The following is a 16,917-nucleotide window of genomic DNA, read 5'->3' as shown; positions in this document are numbered from 1 at the left end:
AATGATTAGGCATACTACCTTATTATAATTTAATGGTGCCTTAAACCTGCCTAATCGGCCAAGAAAGCACAAATATTGTTCCTCCACGGCCAGACGGCTGGCAGACGACATGACCACCATGAGCTTCAATAACCGCCTTAACGACGGCAAGACCAAGCCCACTGCCACCACTTTTTCGCGAGCGGGAAGGATCTACTCGGCGAAACGCCTCAAATACGTAGTTTGCTGCTTCATCAGGAATGCCGGGGCCTTCATCTTCAACCGTTAGATAACAACTTGAGCCAGAACTATAAAGACACACAGTCAAAGTTCCAGGATCAGCGTGCTGGCGGGCATTTTCTAAAAGCGCCATTAAAGCCTGACGTATGCGAATAGGATCACAACAAACATACAATGTCTTATCGAGCTCCTGTTTTAGCACGAGTCCTCTGGCGTCTAACGCTGCCAGGAAAGTTTCCATTACCGCACAAAGTTCCTCGGCTAAACAAACCTCAACTCGTTGTAACTCTAAGTGACCACTGTCATTGAGGCTCAGTACTCGCAAATCTTCGATTAGGCGATTAAGACCTTCGACCTGCCGTAGCAGCCCCTCAAAAAGCTCGCTGCTGGGGCTAAAAACACCTTCCGCCAAGCCCTGTAACCGACCTCGTAGAATAGTTACAGGGGTACGGAGTTCATGAGCAATTGCCGCATTCCAAAACTCCCGCTCACGGGTTATATATTCCAGACGCTCGGCCATCGCATTAAAATCACGCACCAGTTGCGCTGTCTCCCCTATCGCATTGGTGTCCATTCGCGCTCGAGCGTTGAGCTTTCCCTGGGCAACTTCGCGCAGGCTATGCGCCACTAAGTTCAAAGGAGTAAGGATTCGCCGTGACAGACGAATGGCAACAAATAGCGCCATCCCCAATGCGGCAACAATAGTGCAAACTATCCAGATCAGCTCCACCCGTGAGGGCATCCAGGTTTCGGATATACTGCCTGGCAGGTAGGCAACCGCGATGGCATAGAATACGTAGGATCCGAAAACCGACAAGAAAATAATACCTAACGTCATTATCGCTAAGGATTGTATGATTTGTCTGCGTAACCCCAGTACTTGCTTCATATATCACCACCAAAGCGATAGCCAACCCCCCAAACACTAAGCGGTACGCCTTGAATATCAAAGGATTCAAGTTTTTTACGCAGTTTACTGATATGACTATCAACGGTACGTTCTTGGGTATCCCCTTCAGGCAAACAATTAACCAACAACTCCTCACGGCTGAAAACACGCTTAGGCGCACGCATCAGACAAGCTAACAGTTTAAATTCAGTGAGTGTCAGATCGAGTATTTGCTGCTGATCTTTCAAGTTCACGCTGGCCTCGTGACTGTCTAAGTCTATTTGGAACTGGCCAACGCGCAGTACTTGAGTACTGCCAAGTGTGTTAGTCCGAGCTCGTCGCAGTACCGCCTGTACCCTAGCAACCACTTCCGCTGGATTGAATGGTTTAACCACATAGTCGTCTGCACCGAGCCGTAATCCCATCAATTTATCTATATCCTGATCAAGCGCGGTGAGCATTATCACTGGCGTATCACCTCGGGAACGAATTTCATTCAGTACATTCCACCCATCCAGATTCGGCATTTGCACATCAAGCAACAACAGATCTGGCTTAACTTTTTGGTGCATGGATAATGCTTGAATGCCATCCATAGCGAGTTGGGTACGCAGCCCACTTCGCTGTAAATAGGCGATAAGGATCTCGGCAATCTCAGCTTCATCCTCAACAACCAACACCAGAGCCGAAGTCATCGGGCTTAGGCGTGTACTAAAATTGGACATGAAAAGCTCCAGCGCTAAAATTGTTGAACATTATCACTCCCTCCATACATTCTCCACAAAGCCTCAAATAATTCGCAATAGCGACTCGTCATAATTCAGCATCAGTTCTTCAGCGTTTGATAAAACGCCTTGAGGAAGAGCGCTGTATATTGAGGAGTGTAAAGATGTTCATCAAACAACGGCACTTAAGCTTTGTGTTAACCGTAGTAATTGCCGTGGTCGGATTGGCAGGTTGTGATTCAACGGAGCAGGATGAAGATATATCAGCTCCAATTCAGGTGTCAGTGATGACACTGGAAAACCAAGAACTGTTGGTGACTGAAGATCTACCTGGTCGCGTAGCGGCTGTTCGTAGTGCTGAGATCCGTGCACAAATTAGCGGAATAGTTCAAAGTCGTCTATTCGAACAGGGAACGGAGGTAAAATCTGGCACGGTTCTGTTCCAAATAAATCCTGCTCCATTTAAAGCTGATGTTGATATTGCTGTGGCTGCTTTACAACGTACAGAAGCCGTATTAGCTCGCGCGCGTCAGGAAGCCGATCGTTTGGCCTCTTTAATACAGACCAAGGCTGTTAGCCCACAAATGTATGACAATGCTGTCTCCCAGCGTGATGAGGCGGCTGCCGATGTTGCCCAAGCCAAAGCTATGCTGGCTCGGCGCAAGTTAGATCTTCAATTCGCCAGCATTGAGGCACCGATCTCTGGACGTATTGATCAAGCCTTAGTGAGCGAAGGCGCATTGGTCTCACCGACTGATACTAACCCTATGGCGAGGATCCAACAAATCAATCAAGTGTATGTCGACGTTCGTCTACCTGCATCAATGTTAGATACTATGCGTCAGCATACAAGCTCAGGAGTCCAGGAACTAGCAGTGGAGATCCTAAACAGCAGCGGTGAGCCTCTTGGCATACAGGGGCGTATCTTATTTTCCGGCGTTGAGGTAGATGCAGGTACCGGCGATGTGCTGCTGCGTGTACTGGTAGATAATCCGCAACATCGCCTGTTACCCGGTCTTTTTGTAAAAGCTCGGATCCCGCGAGTTTTCTATCATTCCACACTGAGAGTGCCTCAGCAAGCCATCACCCACAAGGCTGGCCAAACTCAAGTATGGGTACTTGATAAGGAAAACAAAGTACAGCCCATGGCAATTAAGGTCGATGAGCTAGTGGCAAACCGTTATCGAGTGGTATCCGGGTTAAGCGCCGGACAACAGATAGTCATTGAAGGCATCGAGCGTCTGAGTCCTGCTGTGCAAGTCATTGCCAGACCTTGGCAACCCACTGTAAATCATCAGCAGTTTAGTGCCGACATACACTAAACTGGAGAAGTCACCATGCCCCAGTTTTTTATAAACCGCCCAGTATTTGCTTGGGTGATCGCCCTATTTATCGTGCTCATTGGCATTATATCCATTCCGCAATTACCGATCTCTCGCTACCCTTCTGTCGCCCCCGTATCGGTAACCATTTACGCCGCTTATCCAGGAGCTACACCACAGACGCTCAACGACTCAGTAATAAGCCTAGTCGAGCGCGAACTGTCGGGAGTAAAGAACCTACTGTACTTCGAGTCATCTGTAGACAGTTCGGGGAGTGCACAAATCACTGCCACTTTCAAACCGGGCACTGATGCGGAATTAGCCCAAGTTGACGTACAAAATCGTATTAAATCTGTCGAACCGCGCTTACCTCAGGTGGTACGGCAGAGTGGTTTGCAGGTTGAGTCGGCCGCCTCTAGCTTTCTAATGATGGTCGGTATGACTTCGCCTAATGGTCTATTCGACGAAGTGGCGTTAAATGATTACTTGGCACGCAATATTGTCGAGGAGTTGCGCCGAATTGACGGTGTAGGGCGCGTACAATTATTTGGTGCAGAGCAGGCCATGCGCATCTGGGTCGATCCTAATAAACTCACCGCTTATGGCCTGACAATGAATGATCTTGCTGTGGCTATTGAACAGCAGAATGCACAAATTGCCCCAGGACGACTTGGTGATGAGCCTGCCTTACCTGGTCAACGCGTAACTGTTCCCTTGACGGTGCAAGGACAACTGAAAACACCTGAAGAGTTCGCTGCTATCGCGCTACGCGCCAGTGCCGATGGCGCAAAATTAGTGTTGGGTGATGTCGCTCGGGTCGAGTTGGGAGCTCAGTCCTATGGTTTTTCCAACCGAGAGAATGGTGTAGCAGCAACCAGTGCCGCTATCCAGCTCTCGCCTGGTGCCAACGCCGTACGCACCGCCTCAGCAGTACGAGAGCGTTTGGCCGAACTGGCACCAAGTATGCCCGTTGGCATGAGCTACTCGGTGCCATTCGATACAGCCCCTTTCGTTAAAGTGTCTATAGAGAAGGTGATTTACACTCTGTTTGAAGCCATGATACTGGTGTTTATAGTCATGTTCCTGTTCCTGCAAAACCTGCGCTATACACTGATCCCGACTATCGTTGCCCCCATAGCATTGCTCGGTACTTTTGCGGTGATGTTGCTGGCTGGCTTCTCTATCAACTCTTTGACCATGTTTGGCATGGTACTGGCTATTGGTATTATTGTTGACGACGCCATTGTAGTGGTGGAAAACGTCGAACGACTGATGGCCACCAGAGGGTTGTCACCGAAGGAGGCGACCAAACTGGCGATGAAAGAAATTACTGGCGCAGTGATCGGTATAACCCTAGTGCTAACTGCGGTATTTCTTCCTATGGCCTTCGGCACTGGCTCGGTGGGGGTGATATACCAACAATTTACGTTGTCGATGGCGGTATCGATCCTATTTTCAGCCTTTCTAGCCCTAACCTTAACGCCAGCCCTGTGCGCCACGCTGTTGCGTCCAGTCAATACCAGTCACCACCACAAAAGCGGCTTTTTCGGTGCTTTCAACCGCGCCTTCGAACGCCTCACGGTACGTTACAGCGCGCGGGTGGTATACCTGATCGAGCGTAGCGGGCGGATGATGGCGGCATTTGCTGTACTCTGCATAATACTGGTCATCGCTGTTAGGGAATTACCATCGTCCTTCTTACCCGAAGAAGATCAAGGCTATTTCATGACCTCCATCCAATTACCGACGGGTGCAACGAGCGAACGTACGCTGGCGGTGGTCAAAGCCTATGAAGCGCACGTCGCATCACGCCCAGCACTGGATGCCAACATGGTAGTACTGGGCTTCAGCTTTGCGGGTTCTGGTCCAAACTCCGCCATGGCTTTCACTATGCTCAAAGACTGGGATAAGCGTAATGGTGCCACAGCGGCCGAAGAAGCCGCGCTGGTGCAGCAGGCTATGGCAAAAAATGTCGAAGGAACCGTGATGACTATGATGCCTCCGGCCATTGACGAGCTCGGCACCTCTTCCGGTTTCACTCTGTTTCTACAGGATCGAGCCAACCGCGGCGAAGCAGCGCTGTTGGCGGCACAAGCACAGTTGCTGGCACTAGCCGCTCAGAGCAAGGTGGTTAGCGATGTCTACCAGGATGGCCTCCCCCCCGGTGAGAGCATTAACCTAGAGATTGATCGGTCAAAAGCCGAAGCTATGGGTCTGTCTTTTTCTGCGGTAAGTAGTACGCTTTCGGCAGCCATGGGATCATTGTATGTCAATGATTTCCCTAATGCTGGACGTATGCAGCAAGTCATTCTACAGGCTGAGGCATCTGCACGGATGCAACTTGACGATGTACTCGGCCTACGAGTGCGCAATGCCAGCGGAGGCATGGTACCACTACGTGAAGTCGTGACGCCGAAATGGAGTGAATCGCCGCAACAGATGATGCGCTTCCAAGGCTTTCCGGCCGTGCGTATTTCTGGAGGTGCCGCGCAAGGCGTTTCCAGCGGTACGGCAATGGCCGAGATGGAACGCCTAGTGACGCAGTTACCACAAGGTTTTGCGATAGCCTGGACTGGCGCATCATTGCAGGAGCGCCAGTCAGCGGCGCAAGCACCACTGCTGATGTTGCTGTCCTCCCTAGTGGTATTTTTAGTGCTCGCGGCACTTTACGAAAGCTGGTCAATCCCTTTATCGGTGATGCTGGTGGTACCGCTGGGGCTACTCGGTGCAGTAGCGGCTGTTATGCTGCGTGGCATGCCCAACGATGTGTTCTTTAAGGTGGGGATGATTACTATCATTGGCTTATCAGCAAAAAACGCCATCCTTATCGTCGAGTTCGCCCGCCAGTTACACACCGAGGGGCGCACACTGATCGACGCCGCAGTGACCGCTGCGCGCTTGCGTCTGCGTCCGATCCTGATGACCTCGCTAGCGTTCACCCTTGGAGTAGTACCGCTGATGCTCGCCAGCGGTGCTAGCGCGGAAGTTCAGCATGCCATCGGTACCGGAGTTTTCGGCGGTATGCTCAGCGGTACTTTGCTGGCAATTTTCTTCGTACCGACCTTTTTCGTCTTTGTCATCGGTACTCAGGAGCGCTTAGGTATTTGGCTAGGATGGCGTAATAATTCCAAAACCGCCAAAGGATAAACACCAATACCCGTATACGGAGTTAAGACTCCTACAATTCCCACTAAACAATAGTAAGCTAGCCCTAACAACGGCTAGCTTACTATTAGCCTGTAATGTCGCAACCAAGTAAGAACAAATACTTTTATAAGTAATAGGTTAATTTAAAATAACAAGTTTCAAGTTTATTAATAAAAATTCGATTTTTTACTTCCCACTTTCCTAGGTGTCCCACTTCTAAAATGCTGAAAATCCCCGCGCTGTGTATACAGCACGGGGATTAGCTAATAAATAACATACAGTTACTCTCGAGTGACACCCGGTTACAGCATCGTTATTTTACACACTCAAACCAGCCTCGGATCTTGGACGGCTCTCCCAATGCAGTACCAGACTCAACGCTGCTGGCAGCATCGTCAGCGTGATCATGGTAGCCGCCATCAGACCGCCGATAATGGCATACGCCATCGGCCCCCAGAATACCTGCCGCGCAATAGGCAACATCCCCAATATCGCGGCCAGTGCCGTCAACAGGATAGGCCTAGCTCGGTGCGTTGCCGCCTTCATAATGGCGCCCGAGATATCCTCGCCTTTTTCCAGATTAATATCGACTTCGGCGATGAGGATCACCGCATTTCGAATAATCATACCGACCAGTGCAATAATGCCCAACATAGCCACAAAGCCCAAAGGAGTTGCCGTTGGCAGCATCGCCACCACAATACCTATCAACCCGAAGGGTGCCATTACCAGCGCCAGCAGCATCCTAGAAAAACGCCGCAACTGTATCATCAACAGTGTTAACATCACGATCAGGGTCACGGGTAGAACTTCATAAATTGAGATATTACCTTTAGTCGATTCCACCACCGCTCCTTCCTCTGTTACGTCGTAACCAAACGGTAACTGTTGCCGAAACTGCTTAATTTTTGATAACAACTCTGCAGATACCTGAGCTGTCGTCACCCCAGCTGCAATATCTGTCTGTACTGTAATAAACGGTTCTAACTGGCGCCGCCAGACAATGGGGTCAGTAATAGCATATTCCACCTTTGCCAGCTGTCTGAGTGGCACCACTAGATCCTTGCCCAGTGATATTTGCAGATTTTCAATCGCTTCAATGTCTCGCTGTTCACTTACCCCACCTTTCACCACAATACTGATGGGATGTATTCCCTCGCGTAAGGATGAAATTGTCTGGCCAGAAAACAGTGTGGCCAGTTGTTCGGAAATCTGCTGACGGCTGAGACCAACAGCCCGTGCCGCTGTTTGATCAACCACCACTCGCAGCAGCCGTTGCGGTTCTCCCGATGTCAGGTTGATATCGCGCGTACTGGGATGAGTCGCAACCACATTTGCTAATTGTTGGGCATACTGACGTACTTGCTCCAGTTGTGGGCCACTGACCCGATAACGCAGCGGCCAACCCACTGGTGGGCCGAGTTCTAGCGGTGACACCCGCGTGACCCACTGGCTGAAATCCCGCTGCATCATCGCCTGTAACTGCTGACGCAATGCCTCCCGCTGCCTGATATTTTTAGCCACCACCACCAACTGCGCGATATTTTCCTGACTCAACAGAATATCCATCGGCAGATAGAAACGCACCGCACCAGAGCCGACATAGCTGGAAAAGTGATCAACGTTAGGGTTATCAATCAATTGTCTCTCAAATTTTTTCACTTCCTCCAATGTCTGAGCTTGCGCGGTATTGGCTGGGAGTCTCAGGCTAACCAGCAGTTCTGGACGATCTGATGACGGGAAAAATTCTGAATGTAGTTGGGTCGACAATACTCCAGCAATCAATAATAAAACTGTAGATAATCCAATAGTTTGCCAACGATGTTGCAGAACGCTCACAAGTAGCCGTTGATAAAAGCTACTGAGTTTGCCCGTTTCATGGTGCCCTTGGAGCGACTTTGGTAACAACCATACCCCAAGAAGCGGTGAAAAAAGAACCGCTACAATCCACGAGCAGGCCAGCGAGATCACCACTACAATGAAGAGCGAATAGCAATATTCCCCGGCGCTGGAAGCCGCAAAACCAACCGGTATAAACCCTGCCATAGTTACCAATGTGCCTGTCAGCATGGGGAAAGCCGTATTCTGATAGGCCCATGCCGCTGCTTGACGCCGCGGCCATCCAGCTTCCAGTTTTGCTACCATCGCTTCAATGGTGATCATAGCATCGTCCACCAGCAACCCCAGTGAGATAATCAAGGCTCCGAGTGAGATACGTTGTAAGCCAATGCCAGCAAGAGTCATTCCCGTGAAAGTCATTGCGAGGACGATAGGAATAGAAACCGCCACGACCAGTCCGGCTCTAGTTCCCAACGAAATAAAAGAAACAGCCAGTACAATCACTATAGCTTCCACCAACACATGGACAAAACCACTAACAGCCTTTTTAACTACTGCGGGTTGATCAGCAATCTTGGTTACTTCTATGCCATAAGGCAGATTTGCCTCAATACTATCCATTGCTGTCTGCAGTTTCTGACCGAATTGCAACATGTTGCCTTCCGGTGACATAGAGATAGCTAGGCCGATAGCCGCTTTGCCATTCACCCTAAACTGCGCCGCTGGTGGTTGCTCCGTTTGGCTATATATCGTGGCGATATCTTGCAGAGGTATAAACTGATCATTAATTCGTAGCATCACATGACGAAGACTATCGATCGACTGATAAGCTCCACTCACCTTTACAGCAATCTGTTCGTCCCCTGTACGAATAATCCCAGCGGGGGTCACGGTATTCTGTGCTTGGATACTCTGGATCACTTGTTGCAAATTAAAACCAAACCCAGCCAACTTTTTGGAGGATATGGCCAACACCACTTGCTGTTCTTCGGCTCCCAGCACCTCAATCTTGCTGACATTCGGTACCCTCATTAACGCCGAACGGACATCGTCAACCTGGCTGCGCAGTTCTTTGGAGCTGAAGCCATCTGCAGTAAAGGCATAAATTGTCCCGTAAGTATCAGCAAATTCATCGTTAACAAAAGGTCCCAATGTTCCACTGGGTAGATATGGGGATAAGTCATCCATCTTCTTGCGGATGAGATACCAGATATGATCAACTTGCTCCGGCGGCGTATCGTCCTTCAGATTGACAAAAACCACCGATTCGCCAGTCCGGGTATAACTTTGAAGGTAATCTAGATGTGGCAGTTCCTGTAATTTTTTTTCAATCTTATCTGTTAATAATTGCGTTGTTTCTCCCACAGTTGCTCCAGGCCAGCGAGCAGAAACAACCGCAGTTTTGATAGTAAATACTGGATCTTCATTACGAGGAAGTCGTTGAAAACTCAAAATACCCAACACTACGGCCACGAGCATAAAGAAGGAAACCATCTGTTGGTTTTCCAGTGCCCAGGCCGACAAGTTAAATCGTTTATCAGATGAATTCGAACTCATCACAACGCTCCCTGCATCAAGCGCACTTTCAGACCTGGGCGCAATTTATCCACTCCGGCTATTACCACGTGGTCCCCGAGTGTTAGTCCTGAAGAAACATAAATAGCGTCATCACTATAACGTGCAATCTGAATCGCCTGTAACCGCAACTCTCCCGTTAAAAGGTTAACGATATAGACGGCAGGCTGTTGTTCCTGGCGGGTCAACGCTTGTTTTGGGATAACCACCTGTTTAACCGGAGCTAGAAAAAGCTGTCCTCGAACGATAGCGCCCAGTTTCATTTGTGAAGGCGGATTAACCAGTGTCACCCGCACTCGGTAGGTACGGGTATAGGGATCAGCTTGAGGTGTCACATCTCGGAATTTTGCAGCGGCATGTACGCTCTGATCCGACAGTAAAGATACCGTAATTTTTGGATCTTCAAGTTTTGTCTGCAGTACCTGTTCCGGGACTTCAAAGACAGCATCCAGGCGACCATTGTAGGCCAGACTGAAGATCTGTTGACCAGCATTGACCACCTGCCCTGCATTGGCATTGGTTTCACTAATCACGCCATCCAGTGGCGCCCGCAGTTGGGTAAACTGTAGGTTATCCTGAGCATCGCTCATTGCGGCCTGGGCATGATCGAGACGGGATTTAGCCGTTTGCCAGTCAGAAAGTGACTGATCGTAATAAGACTGGGAAATAGCACCATCGGGCAGCAGGTTTTTCATACGCTCAAGGTTGCGCTTGGCCAGTGTTTCAGCGGATTTGGCACTTTCCAGTTCCGCCTTGGCCTGTTTCAGAGCATTGCTAGCATTGCTGGGGTCCAACGTTGCCAAAATATCGCCCTGATGCACGCTTGTGCCCACGTCAACCCGCCGCTCAAGCACTCGCCCGGCAATTCTGAAACCCAGCGAAGTTTGTTGATAGGCTTCGATATCGCCGACCTGAGTGATTTTCGGGGTGGTTTCAACAGCTTTCACCACGACCGTTTTCACTGGCCGAATAGGCTGCAGCGCAGCACTCTGGCCGGCATCATCGCAACCACCCAACGCGGCCAGCAACAACCCGACCCCAAGCCAGCGAAGGCTCATACCACAAGTGTTAATTAACTTATTGTAATTGTTTATTAAACAGCTCTGGCACGGGGTTATTAACATCATGCTGATGTTCCCTAAATGATTTCAACTTAAGGAACATCCTATTCAGCAACATCCAGAACGATTAAAGGAAATATCAATATTTCATCAAGACAGTAAAAATATTAACAATTACTGACGGGCAACACCTTCGGCAAATTGATTTCAAAACACATACCGCCCTGTGATGACAGGGACGCTAGAATCTCGCCACCATGAGCCTGACAGATGGCTTGAGCAATCGATAACCCCAGACCACTACCTCCCGATTGGCGATTACGGGAGACTTCTTCTCGACTGAAAGGTTCAAATATTTCATCAAGATACGCTGGATCAACCCCTGGACCATGATCGACAAACTGAAGCAAGATATGCACGGGGTCATCGATGACAGTAATGTTCAACACCCCACCGTCAGCAGCATAACGCACCGCATTATCCATCAAAATTAGGCAAATCTGCCCAATGCGCTCAGGATCAACGTTCCCCCACACTTCCGCGGGGGAGGTGAATTTAAAAACCATTGCTTTAGTGGCGGCGTAAGGAGATAGCCAATCAATACGTTCGCGGATCAATTGACTAAGATTAATATGTTGCCGCAATACCGTCAGTTGGCCCGCATTGGCTAATGACAATAAATGCAGATCGTTAATCAATACGTTCAGACTGGATAACTGACGCATGACTTGTTGCAGATGTTCCGCTGAGGGTTCAAACACACCATCGAGGATCCCCTGCAAACGCCCCATCGCGGCAGTAATTGGAGAACGCAATTCATGAGCCATTGCCACATTTGAGGTACGCAGTTTTTGTTCGTACTGTTCCAGCCTATGGGTCATCTGGTTAAAGTCATAAACCAATCCAGCCAATTCAGAGGGGATCCGGTCGATTTGCGGACATTGCACAGTAAAATTTCCCTGAGCCACTGTCCTTGCGGTCCTGGCAAGGGATATAAACTGCCGAGCCAAAGGCTTAATGCCATACAAACCAAGCCAGACAATAATTGGAATAGCCACTAATATCAGACTCAGCAAGATCAACCAGTCTACGGTAGCAACCGAAGTATTGATAAACGTATGCCCATAATACTGTTCAACCAACCGAACATAGCGATCCCAATTAGCTTCTGGATTTTGCTGTAATAGTGAAAACTCTTGACGTACCGTTTCCGGCATCTGCTGGTAAACCCAAAAATTCCACAGAGCAAACCGTAACCACATGCAAAAAGCAATCAACACAATAGTGCCAATTGCCAATGACAGAATGCGGGCAGAAATCCACCCCCAAAGCGACAGCTTTCCCTCATGAGTAAGTTTCATGCACAAAACCGATAACCGACTGAACGGACAGTTTGCAAAACATCTGAAATCCCGGCTTTTTCAAGTTTTCTTCGCAGATTATAGATATGAGTATCCACCACCCGCTCCAGTGCATCACTTTCAGGCAAACAAGATTCTATCAACTGCGACCGAGTAAAAGCCCGGGTCGGATATTCCAGCATCACAGCTAATAAATTGAATTCAGTGAGAGTCAGCTCGAGTGAATTCTGTTCGCCAGTAGGTGTTGAAACCCAAGAGTGCATTGCAACTATATCTACATGTAGATTCTGATAAGTTAACAACACCTGTTGGCGTGCTCGCGGGTGGACACGTCGCAACACCGCCTGAACCCTGGCCACCACTTCGCCTGGATGGTATGGCTTAACAACATAATCATCGGCACCATACCTCAATGCACCTATTTTATCTGGGTCATCGCCCATTGCGCTCACCATGATAATAGGTGTATCACTATCGCGCCGAATCGCCAGCAACACCTCAGTGCCATTCACCAGCGGTAACATCACATCTAATAGCACAAGATGCGGCCGCCACTGCCGATACAACGTGAGTCCCTGCTGTCCATCACCAGCAATCGCGACATCAAAACCATCGCGTTTCATATAAGCCTCCAGCACATTAGCTGCATCAAAGTCATCTTCGATGATCAAAATTCGTTGGCTCATATTTTTTATATCTTCAAAACCCATTGATAAAACTTCAATCACCATCAGATAAAGCACAACTGCTCAACAGTTAATAGCTAAACCAACTGCGGGTTCTATTGGCAAAAGCAACCAAAGATAACATCACTGGCACTTCAACCAATACGCCAACAACCGTTGCCAACGCAGCACCAGAGTGCAATCCAAACAGTGAAATCGCCACAGCAACCGCTAATTCAAAAAAATTAGAAGTGCCAATCATACAAGCCGGAGCGGCCACATTATGAGGTAATCGCAGTTGTCTAGCCGCCCAATAAGCAAGTGCAAAAATACCGTAACTTTGGATGAGCAAGGGAATGGCTATCATCAGGATGACTAGCGGCTGCTGGATAATGGTCTGTGCTTGAAACCCAAATAATAGTGCCACCGTTAGAAGCAACCCGATGACAGACCAAGGTTTAAGCTTACTTACAAAATGGTTTAACGCCTGCGTATCCGCATGATGCTGTAATCGGTAACGAGTGATAGCGCCCGCAAGCAGCGGCAAAACCACATATAATACAACCGATAACAGCAAGGTCTGCCAAGGGACATGTATTTCACTGATCCCCAATAAAAAAGCGGCTATCGGTGCGAAAGCAAAAACCATAATGATATCGTTTACCGATACTTGTACTAGCGTGTAGTTTGGATCGCCTTTAGTTAACTGACTCCACACAAATACCATCGCAGTACAAGGCGCGACACCTAATAAGATCATGCCCGCTATGTATTCACTAGCGGACTGGGGAGAAACCCAAGCAGCAAACACTACTCTGAAAAATAACCACCCCAAAAACGCCATGGTAAATGGCTTGATAAGCCAATTGATAACGAGTGTAAGCAGTAAACCCTTAGGCTTTTTACCCACATCTTTAATGGCTGAAAAATCTATCTGGATCATCATGGGGTAAATCATCAGCCAGATGAGAATTGCTACCACCAAATTGACGTGTGCATATTCAATCGCAGCCACACTAGCGAAAATATCGGGCAGCAAACAACCAAAACTAACACCTACTACAATTGCTAAAGCGACCCAAACTGACAGATATTTTTCAAAAAATCCCATGGAAAAATCCTAACGTATCCATTACTAATATCCATAAAAACAGCATTATAGTGTCACTAGTAGTGCCGTTGATATATGAGTTTTACTATGATCCCATAAATAGTATTGAACGATACATGTCTTCATCCAAGCATTACTTGCTTTTAGCCCTGCGCCATCTTGGATTACCATGCCCACAATATTTTCCTAAGTTTTAGTAAGGATATGACATGGCAAGTGTAGAAATTCTGGTGGGTACCACTTTAGGTGGTGCGGAGTATGTGGCGGATGAACTTGCCGCCGAACTACAACAACAAGGGCACCAAAGTACTATTCACATGGCAGCCGATCTGTCGCAATTAGATCCGTCAAATATCTGGTTGATAGTATCTTCCACTCACGGTGCAGGCGATTTGCCGGATAACTTGCAACCGCTATATCAACAATTACTTGACGATGAAAAGGAACTGCCTCAAACGGAGTATGCGCTTTGTGCGATAGGTGACTCCAGTTACGACACTTTCTGCCAGGGACCAGAAAAACTTATTGATCTACTGACAAGCAAAGGCGCCACTGCATTTGTGGATAAGATCCAGATCGATGTGCAACGCTATCCCGTACCAGAAGATCCAGCGCTAACCTGGCTTCGCGGTTGGATTGGTCAGTTGTAAATTATATTTATACCTATATATCCACATATAACAACAAATTTATCCACATACAAAAGTTAATATCTAACAAATATGTGGATAAACTGTCCTATAGATCTGATCAATCGTTGTACTAATAGGTCTGTCCAATGGACATAGATCGCTAATGTGGATAAGTAGGCGATCTATCCCCAGATTATTTGCCACTAGATCGACAAATGATCACAGTTTAAATTATATCTATCTTTATGATACTTAAATAAAAAAACAGTTACCCACCGATATAGGCGATCCTAATAGTAAAAACAATAAAGAGATCTATATAAAGATCTTAAGATCTATAAGACGATCCTTTTTCGATCTGACACAACAAAGAGATCGTTCACCTGAATCTTTGGAAATGCTAAAATGACTGGCTACTTGCTCTTGATTAACTTGGTGTCTAAGAAGGTTTAACAATGCGTTTTCATGAACGGTTTGATGTAATAGTTGTTGGCGGCGGTCATGCCGGAACGGAAGCAGCATTAGCAGCCGCCAGAATGGGCTGTAAAACCTTATTATTAACCCATAACCTAGACACTCTTGGGCAAATGTCTTGTAACCCTGCAATTGGCGGTATTGGTAAAGGCCATTTGGTTAAAGAGATCGATGCCTTAGACGGTGCGATGGCGACTGCTACTGACTATGCAGGTATCCAATTTCGCATTTTAAATTCCAGTAAAGGTCCGGCAGTAAGAGCAACACGCGCTCAGGCTGACAGGGCTCTTTATCGTCAAGCGATTCAACGGATCTTGCAAAATCAGCCTAACTTGCGTCTGTTTCAGCAAGCAGTAGACGATTTAGTAGTGGAAAATGGTCGGGTTAGTGGTGTAGTGACCCAAATGGGCTTAGCGTTTGAAGCCGCTGCAGTTGTGTTGACAACCGGTACCTTTCTTGCTGGAAAAATTCATATCGGGTTACAGAATTACAGTGGTGGTCGAGCTGGTGATCAACCGGCAATAGCCTTGGCACAGCGGTTACGAGAACTGCAGTTGCCTGTTGGCCGCTTAAAAACAGGTACGCCACCCAGAATCGATGCTCGAACTGTAGATTTTTCACAAATGACTGAACAGAAAGGTGATTTTCCTCTTCCTGTGATGTCGTTTATCGGCAATGCTGGGCAGCATCCGCAACAAGTTTCTTGTTTTATAACCCATACGAATGAACGGACTCACGAGATCATTCGTGGTGGGTTGGATCGCAGCCCTATGTATTCCGGTGTCATTGAAGGAATTGGTCCACGTTACTGTCCTTCCATTGAAGATAAGATCCACCGTTTTGCCGATAAAAATTCTCATCAAGTATTCATGGAACCCGAAGGTTTGAATACTAATGAGCTTTATCCTAACGGCATATCAACCAGCCTACCGTTTGATGTGCAGATCAATTTAGTGCGATCTATCAAAGGCATGGAACAGGCGGAGATCCTGCGTCCTGGTTATGCCATCGAATATGACTATTTTGATCCACGTAACCTGAAAAATTCGCTGGAAACCAAAGCGATTGATGGTCTATTTTTCGCCGGACAGATCAACGGTACTACCGGCTATGAAGAAGCCGCTGCTCAAGGTTTACTGGCAGGAACTAACGCGGCTTTGCAAGTGCAGGATAAAGACAGTTGGTGTCCAAGACGTGATCAGGCGTATATCGGTGTATTGGTTGACGATTTATCAACGCTCGGCACCAAAGAACCGTACCGTATGTTTACCAGTCGTGCCGAGTATCGTCTGTTACTTCGAGAAGACAATGCCGATCTGCGTTTGACTGAAAAAGGTCGCGAGCTGGGCTTGGTGGACGATCACCGTTGGGCGCTGTTCTCTGAAAAAGTAGAAGCAATCGAAACGGAAATGCAGCGTCTGCGCAGCAACTGGATCCATATAAATTCTCCTTTGGTTGGAGCGTTGAATCAGCACCTGAATACGCCGATTTCCCGCGATGCGTCTTTTGAAGAATTGCTGCGTCGTCCAGAAATGGATTATGACAAACTAATGACCTTGGAAGGTTTTGGTCCAGCAGTTGCTGATCCTTATGTTGCTGAGCAGATCCAAATTCAGGTCAAATATGCCGGATATATCCAGCGACAGCAAGATGAGATCAATAAAGCTTTACGCAACGAAAACACCGGCTTACCACTAGATCTTGATTATAAAGAAGTTCCGGGACTGTCCAATGAAGTGGTGGCTAAACTTAACAGCCATAAGCCGGAGACCATCGGTCAGGCTTCCAGAATATCTGGTGTGACACCCGCAGCGATCTCCATTTTGCTGGTGCATCTAAAAAAACGTGGTTTGTTGCGTCGCAGCGCTTAATCACAGTGCGGTTAAGACTGCAAAGG

At 47.9% G+C, this 16,917-nt stretch carries 11 protein-coding genes; 4 read left to right on the top strand and 7 right to left on the bottom strand.

From position 1 onward, the window contains the following. Positions 1-40: 40 nt before the first annotated feature. Together J3L11_RS09040 and J3L11_RS09035 are read right to left on the bottom strand one after the other, a co-directional pair. Positions 41-1,108, bottom strand: coding sequence for an ATP-binding protein (locus J3L11_RS09040; protein ID WP_207570802.1), 1,068 nt, complete (start codon positions 1,106-1,108; stop codon positions 41-43). Further along, positions 1,105-1,833 carry a response regulator gene (locus J3L11_RS09035; RefSeq protein ID WP_133038373.1) on the bottom strand — a complete coding sequence of 243 codons (729 nt, stop codon included), beginning with the start codon at positions 1,831-1,833 and terminating at the stop codon, positions 1,105-1,107. Before J3L11_RS09035 ends, J3L11_RS09040 begins: the two co-directional genes overlap by 4 nt. A 164-nt stretch (positions 1,834-1,997) precedes the next feature. Between J3L11_RS09035 and J3L11_RS09030 the strand changes: the two genes are divergently transcribed. Both J3L11_RS09030 and J3L11_RS09025 read left to right on the top strand, forming a co-directional pair. After that, positions 1,998-3,155 carry an efflux RND transporter periplasmic adaptor subunit gene (locus J3L11_RS09030; protein ID WP_207570801.1) on the top strand — a complete coding sequence of 386 codons (1,158 nt, stop codon included), beginning with the start codon at positions 1,998-2,000 and terminating at the stop codon, positions 3,153-3,155. 15 nt (positions 3,156-3,170) lie between these two features. Further along, the gene (locus J3L11_RS09025; protein WP_207570800.1) at positions 3,171-6,302 is read left to right on the top strand and encodes a multidrug efflux RND transporter permease subunit; all 3,132 of its coding nucleotides are present in this window, start codon (positions 3,171-3,173) and stop codon (positions 6,300-6,302) included. Positions 6,303-6,620: 318 nt separating this feature from the next. Here J3L11_RS09025 and J3L11_RS09020 read toward each other — a convergent pair whose 3' ends face one another. The 5 genes from J3L11_RS09020 to arsB all read right to left on the bottom strand — a co-directional run bounded on the left by J3L11_RS09020 (position 6,621) and on the right by arsB (position 13,914). Further along, complete coding sequence (locus J3L11_RS09020) at positions 6,621-9,698, bottom strand: efflux RND transporter permease subunit (RefSeq protein WP_207570799.1); 3,078 nt, start codon at positions 9,696-9,698, stop codon at positions 6,621-6,623. After that, the gene (locus J3L11_RS09015; RefSeq protein ID WP_207570798.1) at positions 9,698-10,774 is read right to left on the bottom strand and encodes an efflux RND transporter periplasmic adaptor subunit; all 1,077 of its coding nucleotides are present in this window, start codon (positions 10,772-10,774) and stop codon (positions 9,698-9,700) included. The genes J3L11_RS09020 and J3L11_RS09015 overlap by 1 nt, the downstream gene beginning before the upstream one ends. A gap of 170 nt (positions 10,775-10,944) precedes the next feature. Next, positions 10,945-12,138: an ATP-binding protein gene (locus J3L11_RS09010; protein WP_207570797.1), complete on the bottom strand. Its 1,194-nt coding sequence runs from the start codon at positions 12,136-12,138 to the stop codon at positions 10,945-10,947. Further along, the gene (locus tag J3L11_RS09005) at positions 12,135-12,824 is read right to left on the bottom strand and encodes a response regulator (protein ID WP_207570796.1); all 690 of its coding nucleotides are present in this window, start codon (positions 12,822-12,824) and stop codon (positions 12,135-12,137) included. Before J3L11_RS09005 ends, J3L11_RS09010 begins: the two co-directional genes overlap by 4 nt. Positions 12,825-12,894: 70 nt before the next feature. After that, complete coding sequence (gene arsB / locus J3L11_RS09000; protein ID WP_133038380.1) at positions 12,895-13,914, bottom strand: ACR3 family arsenite efflux transporter; 1,020 nt, start codon at positions 13,912-13,914, stop codon at positions 12,895-12,897. A gap of 209 nt (positions 13,915-14,123) precedes the next feature. Between arsB and mioC the strand changes: the two genes are divergently transcribed. Both mioC and mnmG read left to right on the top strand, forming a co-directional pair. Next, positions 14,124-14,564, top strand: coding sequence for an FMN-binding protein MioC (mioC, locus tag J3L11_RS08995; RefSeq protein ID WP_207570795.1), 441 nt, complete (start codon positions 14,124-14,126; stop codon positions 14,562-14,564). Positions 14,565-15,001: 437 nt separating this feature from the next. Then, positions 15,002-16,891: a tRNA uridine-5-carboxymethylaminomethyl(34) synthesis enzyme MnmG gene (mnmG, locus tag J3L11_RS08990; RefSeq protein ID WP_207570794.1), complete on the top strand. Its 1,890-nt coding sequence runs from the start codon at positions 15,002-15,004 to the stop codon at positions 16,889-16,891. The last annotated feature ends 26 nt before the right edge of the window (positions 16,892-16,917 follow it).

The organism is Shewanella sp. 4t3-1-2LB (genome assembly GCF_017368415.1).
GTDB classification, from domain to species: Bacteria; Pseudomonadota; Gammaproteobacteria; order Enterobacterales; family Shewanellaceae; genus Shewanella; species Shewanella fodinae.
This window is presented reverse-complemented; position numbering and strand designations above follow the sequence as displayed.

Coding starts and splice junctions, on each gene's coding strand:
- J3L11_RS09035 (WP_133038373.1), bottom strand. CDS start 1,833: ATGTCCAATTTTAGTACACGCCTAAGCCCGATGACTTCGGCTCTGGTG.
- J3L11_RS09015 (WP_207570798.1), bottom strand. CDS start 10,774: ATGAGCCTTCGCTGGCTTGGGGTCGGGTTGTTGCTGGCCGCGTTGGGT.
- mioC (WP_207570795.1), top strand. CDS start 14,124: ATGGCAAGTGTAGAAATTCTGGTGGGTACCACTTTAGGTGGTGCGGAG.
- arsB (WP_133038380.1), bottom strand. CDS start 13,914: ATGGGATTTTTTGAAAAATATCTGTCAGTTTGGGTCGCTTTAGCAATT.
- J3L11_RS09030 (WP_207570801.1), top strand. CDS start 1,998: ATGTTCATCAAACAACGGCACTTAAGCTTTGTGTTAACCGTAGTAATT.
- mnmG (WP_207570794.1), top strand. CDS start 15,002: ATGCGTTTTCATGAACGGTTTGATGTAATAGTTGTTGGCGGCGGTCAT.
- J3L11_RS09005 (WP_207570796.1), bottom strand. CDS start 12,824: ATGAGCCAACGAATTTTGATCATCGAAGATGACTTTGATGCAGCTAAT.
- J3L11_RS09025 (WP_207570800.1), top strand. CDS start 3,171: ATGCCCCAGTTTTTTATAAACCGCCCAGTATTTGCTTGGGTGATCGCC.
- J3L11_RS09040 (WP_207570802.1), bottom strand. CDS start 1,108: ATGAAGCAAGTACTGGGGTTACGCAGACAAATCATACAATCCTTAGCG.
- J3L11_RS09010 (WP_207570797.1), bottom strand. CDS start 12,138: ATGAAACTTACTCATGAGGGAAAGCTGTCGCTTTGGGGGTGGATTTCT.
- J3L11_RS09020 (WP_207570799.1), bottom strand. CDS start 9,698: ATGAGTTCGAATTCATCTGATAAACGATTTAACTTGTCGGCCTGGGCA.